The organism is Streptomyces sp. CWNU-52B (genome assembly GCF_047444975.1).
Classification (GTDB): Bacteria; Actinomycetota; Actinomycetes; order Streptomycetales; family Streptomycetaceae; genus Streptomyces.
Genome location: NZ_JBLFJV010000062.1, coordinates 19804 through 28634, shown reverse-complemented (window position 1 = coordinate 28634; position 8831 = coordinate 19804). Strand labels below are relative to the sequence as shown.

General features: G+C 72.4%; 2 protein-coding genes. Both read left to right on the top strand.

Annotated features, from left to right (window positions below; all coding sequences use genetic code 11):
* Positions 1–5831 (top strand): beta-ketoacyl synthase N-terminal-like domain-containing protein (locus ACLVWQ_RS39150; RefSeq protein WP_414114092.1); only part of this gene is annotated, 5831 nt, incomplete at its 5' end.
* A gap of 31 nt (positions 5832–5862) precedes the next feature.
* Entirely contained in the window at positions 5863–8730 is a 2868-nt protein-coding gene (locus ACLVWQ_RS39145; protein WP_414114091.1) for an aminotransferase class III-fold pyridoxal phosphate-dependent enzyme, read from the top strand.
* The last annotated feature ends 101 nt before the right edge of the window (positions 8731–8831 follow it).

Sequence of the window (8831 nt, the reverse complement as noted above, 5' to 3'; positions counted from 1 at the left end):
TCACCCCCGACCGCCTCACCCCCGTCCTGCGCCCCAAGGTCGACGCCGCCTGGTACCTGCACGACCTCACCCGCGACCTCCCCCTCAGCCTCTTCGTCCTCTTCTCCTCCGCCGTCGGCACCCTGGGCAACGCGGGACAGGCCAACTACTCGGCGGGCAACCACTTCCTCGACGCGCTCGCCCAGCACCGCAGGGCGAACGGCCTGCCCGCCGACTCCCTCGCCTGGGGGCTGTGGTCCACCGAGGGCGGGATGCAGGCAGGGACCACCGCCGGAACGGCCGGGAAGCTCCGGCAGACCGGGGTGCGGCCCCTCTCCGCGGAGAGCGGGACGGCGCTCTTCGACCGGGCGGTGGCGTCCGACGACCCGGTGGCCCTGCCGATCGACCTCGACCTGCGGGTGCTGCGGGCCGGTTCGGGCCGGGTCCCGTCGATGCTGCGGAGCCTGGTCGGACGTTCGGCGCGCCGCGTGGTGCGCCAGGGCACCGGCGACCAGCAGGCGCTGGCCGACCGTCTGGCCGTACTGCCGCAGCCCGAGCGGTACGAGCACGTCGCCGACCTGGTGCGGACCGCGGTGGCCGCGGTGCTCGGGTTCGGCGCGGGCGAGCGGATCAGCGAGACGGTGCCGTTGCGCGAGCTGGGCTTCGACTCGCTGACCGCGGTCGAGCTGCGCAACCAGCTGACCGCGTCCACCGGCCTTCAGCTGTCGCCGGGCCTGGTGTTCGACTATCCGACGGTCTCGGCGCTGACGGAGTACCTGCTGTCCGAGCTGAGCGGTGACCTGCCGGACCGGGCCACGGCCGTGGCGGTGTCCGTCCCCGGAGCCGGCGGTGAGCACGAGCCGATCGCGATCGTCGGGATGGCCTGCCGCTTCCCCGGCGGGGCCACCACGCCCGAGGGCTTGTGGAAGCTGATCGCCGAAGGCGTGGACGCGATATCGGACATGCCGGACGACCGCGGCTGGGACATCGAGGGACTCTGGGACCCGGACCCCGACAAGCCCGGCACCTTCTATCCGCGCGAAGGCGGTTTCGTCCACGACGTCGCCGACTTCGACGCCGGCTTCTTCGGCATCTCCCCCCGCGAGGCGCAGTCGCTCGACCCCCAGCAGCGGCTGCTCCTGGAGACCTCGTGGGAAGCGCTGGAGAGCGCCGGAATCGACCCGCTCTCGTTGCGGGGGAGCAGCACGGGCGTCTACACCGGGCTGACCGACCAGAGTTACGGCTCGGGCGCCGGTGCGGCCGAGGGCGGCACGGAGGGGTATCTGCTCAGCGGCTCCACCCCGTCCTTCGGCTCCGGCCGGGTCTCCTACGTCCTCGGGCTGGAGGGCCCGACGATGTCCATCGACACCGCGTGCTCGTCGGTCCTGGTGTCGATGCACCTCGCCGCGAACGCGGTACGCAGCGGCGAGTGCTCCCTCGCCCTGGCCGGCGGCGCCACGGTGATGGCACAGCCCATCGGATTCGTGGAGTTCTCCCGGCAGCGGACGCTCGCACCCGACGGAAGGTCCAAGGCGTTCGCCGAGTCCGCGGACGGCACCGGCTGGTCGGAGGGCGTCGGCCTGTTCGTCCTGGAGAGGCTGTCCGACGCCCGGCGGAACGGGCACCAGGTGCTCGCCGTCGTCAAGGGCAGCGCGGTGAACTCCGACGGCGCCTCCAACGGCCTGACCGCTCCCAACGGACCCTCCCAGCAGCGGGTGATCCGGCAGGCGCTGGCCAACGCCGACCTGGCACCGTCCGAGGTGGACCTCGTGGAGGCGCACGGGACCGGCACCCGGCTCGGCGACCCGATCGAGGCCGAGGCCCTGCTGGCTACGTACGGCCAGGACCGGCCGGCGGACCGTCCGATCTGGCTGGGGTCGGTGAAGTCGAACATCGGACACACCCAGCACGCCGCGGGCGCCGGCGGGCTGATCAAGGCGGTCATGGCCATGCGGCACGGCCTGATGCCGAAGACCCTGCACGCGGACGAGCCGACGTCCGCGGTGGACTGGTCCTCGGGCGTGATGCGGCTGCTGACCGAGGCCCGCCCGTGGCCGGAGCTGGACCGGCCGCGCCGTGCCGCGGTGTCCGCGTTCGGCATGAGCGGCACCAACGCCCACATCATCCTGGAGCAGGCCCTCGACGAGCCCGTCGTGACCCCCGCGGACACCGGGGCCTCCCTGCCGGCGGTGCCGTGGGCGCTGTCCGCCAAGTCGCCGCAGGCGCTGCGCGAGCAGGCCGCCCGGCTGTTGTCCCTGGTGGACTCCGACACCGCCCCTGACGCGCTCGACATCGGGTTCTCCCTCGCGTCCCGGTCGGCGTTCGACCACCGCGCGGTGCTCGTCACCGCGGATGCCGCGGAGACCCTGGCCGGGCTGCGCGCGATCGCCGGGGGAGAGGCGCCCGCGGCCGGCGACGGCCGGACCGCGTTCCTGTTCACCGGCCGGTCCGCGGACGGCCCGGACCCCGAGCTGTACGCGACCTCGCCCGTGTACGCCGCGGCCTTCGACGAGGTACTGGCCGAACTCGGCGGACAGGGCGACGAGTTCGTCCTCCTCGCCGCCGAGGTGGCTCTGTTCCGGCTGGTCGAGTCCTGGGGCGTCAGGTTCGGCTGCGTCGCCGGCGCCGGGATCGGCGAGATCGCCGCCGGGTACGTCGCCGGGGCGCTCTCGCCGGCCGACGCCGCCCGGCTGGTGAGCGCCGAGGACCAGCCCGACGTGACGTTCGGCGCACCGCGGATACCGGTGGTGTCGCTGCGCACCGGCCGCCCGGTCGCAGCCGGCGACCCGCTGGGCCTGCCCGGATCGGAGGGAGCCGCCGACGCCGAGGGGTGGATGCGCGAACAGCGTGTGACCCGGTTCGCCGAGTCGGGCCCCGGGCGCACCCTCGAAGGCTCGGTGCTGCTGCGGCGGGACGGCCTGCGAGGAGACCGCGCGGTGATCGAGGGCGTGGGCGACCTGTTCGTCGCCGGCGCGGCCGTCGACTGGACGGCCCTGTTCGCCGGCACCGGCGCCGGCCGGACCGATCTGCCCACCTATCCCTTCCAGCGCGAGCGGTACTGGCTGGCCGCACCCGTCGGCGGCGGTGACTCCGTCCCCGACCAGCACTCCGGTTCCGGACACGCGCTGCTCGGCACGGCCGTCGCGGTGGCGGGCCGGGACGAGCTGGTGTTCACCAGCCGCCTGTCCCTCACCACGCACCCCTGGCTCGCGGACCACGTCGTCTCCGGAGTGCCGGTGCTGCCCGGGTCCGCCCTGGTGGAGCTGGCGATCCGGGCCGGGGACGCGACCGCCTCCCCGGTGCTGGACGGCCTCACGATCACCGAGCCGCTCGTACTGCCCGACCGGGGCGCCGTGCAGGTGCAGGTGGTGACCGGCACCGCGGGCGCCGGGCGACGGACGGTCGGGATCTACAGCCGGCCCGCCGAGGGCCAGGACGGCGCACGGCAGGAGTGGACCGAACACGCCACCGGTGTGCTCGCTCCCGCCGCCGACCTGCCGGAGACCGAGCCGGCCACCTGGCCCCCGGCCGGAGCCCGGCCGGTGGACTGGGCGTACGAGGACCTCGCGGAGGCGGGTCACCGCTACGGTGCGGTGTTCCAGGGCCTTGAGTCGGTGCTCCGCCAGGGAGACGAACTGTTCGCCGAGGTCCGCCTCCCCGAACAGGCCGTCGCCGGCCTCGAAGGGTTCGGGATGCACCCGGCCCTGCTGGAGGCCGCCGTGCAGCCGCTGTTCGTCGGCGGCCCCGGCACGGCACAGGACGGCGCGGTCGCGCAGCCGCTCACCTGGGCGGACGTCACCCTGCACGCCACCGAGGCGACCGTCCTGCGCGTGCGGCTGGCCCCCGCCGGACCTGGCACCTTCCGCCTCGACGCGACCGACGAGGCCGGACTGCCGGTGCTGACCGGGACGGTGGGCCTGGCCCCCGTACACCTGACGCCGCGGGACGGCACGACACCCGCGCAGTCCGGTACGGCTTCGCTGTTCGAGCTGAGCTGGACGCCGGTCGAACCGCTGGACGACGACGAGCCGGAGAGTCTCCTCGCCCTCCTCGGCGACGGCACCGGCGGCCTCGACGCCGTCGCACCGCTGCGGTTCGCCGACATCAAGGAGGCGGCGGCTTCCTACACGCCCTGGGACGTCCTGCTGTTCCGTCCCTCGGAGCCCGACACCACCGGCGACCAGGTGGCCGCCGTGCACCGGGCCGTCGAGCGGGCGCTCGACGCCGCGCAGTCCTGGCTCGCTCAGGACGACCTGCCGGACAACCGCCTGATGGTGGTGACCGGGGGAGCGACGGCCGTCGACGCGACGGAGGACGTCCGGGACCCGGCCGGCGCCGCCGTATGGGGCCTGCTGCGGTCGGCCCAGGCGGAGAACCCCGACCGCATCGTGCTGGTCGACCTGGACGACGACCCGGCCTCGGCCGAGCTGCTGTTCCTGGCGGCCCAGAGCGGGGAGCCCCAACTGGCCGTCCGTGCGGGCCGTATGTTCGCGCCGCGGCTCGTGCCGTCGGCCGCACCGGCCGCGGTGGCACCCGTCCCGGTGGCGGGCGGCACCGTACTGGTCACCGGCGCCGACGGGCCGCTGGGCGCGCTGTTCGCCCGGCATCTGGTCACGGCGTACGGGGTGGAGCACCTGCTGCTCGCCGACCCGCGCGGAGCGGACTCGCAGGCCGGACCGCTGAGGGACGAACTGACCGCTCTGGGCGCGACGGTGACGGTGGCGACCTGCGACCCGGCCGACAAGGCGGCGGTACGCGCGATGCTCGCGGACATCCCCGCCGACCGTCCGCTGACCGGCGTCGTGCACACCGAGAACGTCCTGGACGACGGGGTGTTCACCGGACTGACCCCCGAGCGGGTCGCGCATGTGCTGCGGCCCAAGGTGGACGGCGCGTGGCATCTGCACGAGCTGACCGCCGACGCCCCGCCCGCGCTGTTCGTGCTGTTCTCGTCGGTCGTCGGCATGCTCGGCTCCCCGGGACAGGCCAACTTCGCCTCGGCGAACGCGTATCTGGACGCCCTGGCCACGCACCGCCGGGCCGCGGGACTGCCCGCGGTGTCGCTGGCCTGGGGCCGGCTGGTCGAGGGCGGACAGCCCGGTCTGCGGCTGATCGCCGAGGACGAGGCGACCGCCCTGTTCGACGCCGCGCTCGCCACCGGGCACGCCGTGGTCGCCCCGGCACCCCTCGAACTGCCCGCGCTGCGCCGCGCCTTCACCCAGGTGCCGCCGGTGCTGCGCGCCCTGATGCCGCGCGGTGAACGCCGCAAGGCGAGCGCCGATCTGCCGGTCGACCGGTTCGCGGCGATGACCAGGGCCGAGGTGCAGACGTACCTGCGTGATCTGGTGCGTGCCGAGGCGGCCGGGGTGCTCGGCCACACGACGCCGGAGAACCTGAAGTGGGAGGTGTCCTTCCGGGACTCCGGATTCGACTCGCTGTCCGCCGTCCAGTTCCGCAACCGGCTGGGCGAACAGACGGGCCTCTCGCTGCCGACCACGCTGGTCTTCGACTACGCCTCACCCGGTGTGCTGGTCGACCACCTGATCGAACGGCTCGACATCACCGACGGCGTCAGCCGCCGCTCCGCACTGTCCGAACTGGACAAACTGGAGGCGCTGTTGATGGCCGTGCCGGCCGACGAGCCGGCCGACGAGGGCGCCGGGCACGCGGAGATCGCCACCCGGTTGAACGCCATCCTCGCCCGCTGGAACAAGGCCAGGACCCCCGCGCGTTCCGACGCGACCGCCGGTGGCACCGACCTGGCGACCGCGATCGAGACCGCGACCGAGAACGAGGTCTTCGACTTCATCGACAGGGAACTGGGCCGCTCCTCCGCCCACCCGAACCACTGACCGTCCATTACACGCAGTACAAGGAGACACGGTGAAAGAGCCCACCCGCTATGCCGAAGCCCTGTTGACCGGGGTGCTCGGCACCTTCGGGCTGGACGTGGAGTACGTCCGGGCGGAGAAGAACTCCCTCTACTATCTGGACGACGCCGGTGCGGAGGTGCCCGTCCTCGACCTGGTCGGGGGCTGGGGCTCGCTGATGCTCGGGCACAACCACCCCGAGATCGTGGCGTACGCCAAGGAGCTGCTCGACGCCGGCTGGCCGGTCCACTCGCAGCACTCCGCGCACCCGGTCGCCGACCAGGTCGGCGCGCTGGTCAACGGCATACTCGGCCGGGAGTTCCCCGGTGCCGAGCCGTACTCGATCACCTTCGCCAACAGTGGGGCGGAGGCCGTCGAGACGGCGGTCAAGCACTGCGAGTTCGACCGCGTGCTGAAGGTGAAGAGCCTGTTCGAGCAGATCGAGTGGAACGCCGACGTCGCGCTCAACGCGGTGCTCGACGGGTCCGCGGCGCTGCCGGACGACACGTCCGTGCTGCCCGGTGACGTGCCGGTGCCGACGACCGTCGAGGAGTTCGGCGCGTTGCTCGGCGCGGTGGTCGAGTACAACGTCGCGAAGGCCGGGACCACGCCGGTGTTCTTCGCGCTGGAGCGGGCCTTCCACGGCAAGCTGACCGGCAGCACCCAGTTCACCTACAACCCGGTGTTCCGGGCGGCGTTCGCGTCGCTCGGGCTGCCGGTGAAGTTCGTGTCCCCGACCGACGTCACGGTGTTCGAGAACCTCGTCGCCGAGCAGCGCACCGCCGTGCTCGACCTCGAGGTCGTGGACGGCAGGGTGACGCTCGTCGAGCGCGACTTCCCGGTGGTCGCCGGACTGATCGTCGAGCCGATCCAGGGCGAGGGCGGGATCCACGAGCTGGACCGCGCGTTCGTCGCCCGCATCAGGGAGGTGTGCGACGAGGTCGCGTGCCCGATCGTCGTCGACGAGATCCAGACCGGGATGGGCCGGACCGGGAAGTTCTTCGCGAGCGCCGACATCGGACTGCTCGGCGACTACTACCTGCTGGGCAAGTCGCTCGGCGGCGGCATCGGCAAGACCTCCGCCCTGCTGATCCGGCAGTCGCGCTACCGCCCCGAGTTCGAGCTGGTGCACAGCTCGACCTTCGCCAAGGACGGTTTCTCGACAGCCCTCGCCCTGCGGACGCTGGAGCTCCTCGAAGCCGAGGACGGCGCCGCGTACGACCGTGCCGCCGAACGCGGCGCACGCATCATCGGCATGCTGCGTGAGCTGGCCGACGCGTACCCCGACGTGGTGGCCGACGTCCGGGGCAAGGGACTGCTCATCGGGTTCGACTTCACCGACCAGTTCGACGCCTCCTCCCCGGTCATCCGGGAGAAGGCGCGGGCCGGCCAGCTCGTCTTCCAGCTGGGCAGTTACCTCCAGCTGGTCCACCACATCCGCACCGGTCCGACCGCGAGCGTGCCGACCATGCTGCGGATCGAGCCGTCGATATACATCAGTGACGAGGAGATCGAGCAGCTGCGGGCGGGCCTCACCGACGTCTGCGAGATCCTCCGCAACCAGGACGCGCTGCCGCTGGTCCACCCGCTGAGCGGGGCCACCGAGGAGCAGCCGCCTCGCACGGAGATCGGGAACTTCCGCCCGGAGGAGGCGGCCCCGGCCGGCACCGACGTCCCGGCCGACCCGCCCACCCGGAAGGTGGCGCTGGTCAGCCCCCTGCTGACCCCGGGCATGCTGCGGGACCTCGATCCGTCGCTCGCCGACCTGGACGACGACCGCCTGGTCGGCTACGCCCGGCGCTCCCAGCTGCTCACGGACCTCCCGGCGCTGGCGCCGGTCCGGTTCGCGTCCCCGCAGGGCACGTCGGTGGATCTCACCGTCTACCCGCTGCTGGTGACCCAGCAGCAGCTGCGGGAGTACCAGGTCGCGGGCCAGACCTTCCTGGTCGGCCTGGACCTCGACCGCCGGGTGCGCGCGGCGAAGGCGGACGGCAACGACGTCGTCGGCCTCGGCTTCGGCCTCGGTGCGGTGAGCGACCACGGCCGTGCGCTGCGCGTCCCCGGGGTCTCGCTGACCTCGGGCAGCGCGCTGGCGGTGGGTTCGGCGCTGGCCGCCGTCGAGGACGCCGCGGCCGAGCGCTTCGGCGGGTTCGACGGGCTGACGGTGGCGGTTGTCGGCGGTGGCGGACGCATCGGGTCGGCTCTCGGCGCGCTGAGCGCCCTGCGGGCCGCCAGGATCGTGCTGGTCGGCAGCGGCCGGGCCGGTTCGGCGGACCGGCTCCGGGTCACGGAACACCGCATCTACCAGGAGGCCTGGGAGCGGATCGCGGCCGGCGGAGAACTGACCGGCGTCGCGGCGGGGCTGTCCACCGAGTCGCTCGTCGCGGGCTGGCTGGCCCAGGGGCGCTCCGGCGACGAGCCGAGCGGCGAGGCGATCGCGGCGTATCTCGGCGAGACCTACGACACGAATCCGTACGTGGTCGCCTCCGACGACCTCTTGTCGGTGGCAAACGCTCAGGTCGTGTTCTCCGCGCATTCGAGTCCGGTTCCCGTTCTCGACGAAAAGCATTTCGCGGACGGCGCCATAATCGGAGATTTGTCCTTTTTCGCCGATGGTGGCGAGATTTCTGTGACGACTGCTCGTAGCGATCTTCGATACGTTAGGGGTGGTGTGCTTTCGGTAACCAATCAAGGTATTCTGCCGCGTGGGTTCAGTTCCTCGCTGGGTGCAGGTGAGTTGCTTGCGGGAATGGCTGAAACGGTCACTCTCGCATTGTCTGATTCTGGCGTTCCGAAGATCGACGGTCCCGTCACTCGCGAGCGAGTAGAGGCCATCGTCGACCTTGCGAAGCATCACGGGTTCGTGACGATTTCCCCCTGATTTCGAGGAAAACAAGTTTGCCGGGCCATCGGTAGATGGCCCGGCCTGATCAGTAGAGGTAAGTGGTATGTCAGAGTCAGCAGATTCCGAGTCGAAGGTGG